Annotated in this window: 1 protein-coding gene; it reads right to left on the bottom strand. The window is 58.1% G+C overall.

Annotated features, from left to right (window positions below; genetic code table 11):
* Positions 1-197: 197 nt before the first annotated feature.
* The gene (locus N5J71_RS22260; RefSeq protein WP_116618047.1) at positions 198-1,208 is read right to left on the bottom strand and encodes a zinc-dependent alcohol dehydrogenase family protein; all 1,011 of its coding nucleotides are present in this window, start codon (positions 1,206-1,208) and stop codon (positions 198-200) included.
* Positions 1,209-1,565: the final 357 nt, after the last annotated feature.

Raw genomic sequence — 1,565 nt, 5'->3', positions numbered from 1 at the left:
CCTCACGCGCCTGCCGACGCAGCGGGCAAGTGAGATTGCGGAGCTGCTGCCGCATAGGTGGCGACTGGTTTAGTTGCGCAAGACGGGATGCCCAGAAGCATACAGTTCAGGACCTGGGTTACCTAGGGTCTGTTGCCGTTTCGCGCACGGCCGCGTCGAAACGGCAACAGACCCTAGCGATCAGGAAGCAATCCTGCTTAGATATCGAGGCAGATCTTACCGAAGTGACGATTACTTTCCTGATAGCGGAACGCCTCAACAATTTCGTCCAGCGGAAAATGGCTATCGATAACCGGACGCATGCCATTGGCATCGATAGCCCTGATCATCTCCTGCTGCTGGGTACGGTTTCCAACCAGCACACCCTGCAGTCGCAACTGCCGTGTCAGCGCAGTAACGATGCTCAGCTCCCCGGCAACGCCGGTAAGGATACCAATCACAGAAATATGCCCACCAATACGTGCCGCAATCATCGACTGCTCCAGGGTCGCGGGCCCGCCTACTTCGATGACGTGGTCAACGCCCCGATCATTGGTTAACTCACGCACTTTCTCGCCCCAGTTGGGCGTACGGCGATAGTTGATCAGGTGGTCGGCCCCCATGGCCTTCAACCGCTCCAGCTTCCCGTCGCTGGAAGAGGTGGCAATGACCGTCGCGCCGGCCATTTTGGCGAACTGAAGCGCGAAGATCGAAACACCGCCGGTGCCCTGTATAAGAACGCTGTCCCCAGGCTTCAACGAATCGTCGGCCATCAACACGCGCCAGGCGGTCAGGCCGGCCGTGGTAAGCGTTGCAGCCTCAGCATGAGTCCAGCCCTGGGGCGCCTTGGTAAAAGACGTGGCTCGCGCCGTAACGGCTTCCCGAGCATAACCATCGACACCATCGCCCGGTACCGTTCCAAAACCCTCCTGCTGCGGCTCGCCATCAAGCCAGTCAGGAAAGAACGTACTCACGACCTGATCGCCTACGGCGAACTCGGTGACACCCTCACCTAAGGCAACCACCTCTCCAGCACCATCTGCCATGGGAATCCGCTGCACGCTCGGTCCCCACAGGCCGCTTACGACGGCAAAGTCATGGTAATTAAGGGAACTGGCACGCAGCCTTACTGTAATTTCACCACCCTTTGGCGCCGCCGCTTCGCAACTGCCGATAACGACATTGTCATAGCCGCCGCCCGGCTTGAGATAGATGGCTTTATACGACATGAATCTGACTCCTCTGGAAGAACGATTTTGCAGGTTCGCGCGAGCAAACTCAGACCTTAACACTCCCCGGCGAGCAGAGCATCAGTACTTTCGCGGCGCGCCTTAATGGCGCCGGAACACCAAACGAATCAATCAACAGTACATAAACTGGCATGGTCGCGGTAGGGACGGCAGTTACCTGCCGCCCCCCGCACAGATCCGTACGTGCGGAACTACCGCATACGGCTTCTGCCTCGGGTATGTGACGCGAAGCGACCCTCGGGATAAGGATGTGCATTTCTGGGCCTAGGTATGTAGAGGAACAGGACGAGGTTCTTGAAGGTGAGCTGGCGTCGGCGGGTAAAGTCTTGAGGATTC

The sequence above is a fragment of the Ectopseudomonas oleovorans genome (genome assembly GCF_029845265.1).
Classification (GTDB): Bacteria; Pseudomonadota; Gammaproteobacteria; order Pseudomonadales; family Pseudomonadaceae; genus Aquipseudomonas; species Aquipseudomonas oleovorans.
Note: the sequence above shows the minus strand (reverse complement) of the source record. Positions and strands in the feature narration are given on the sequence as shown.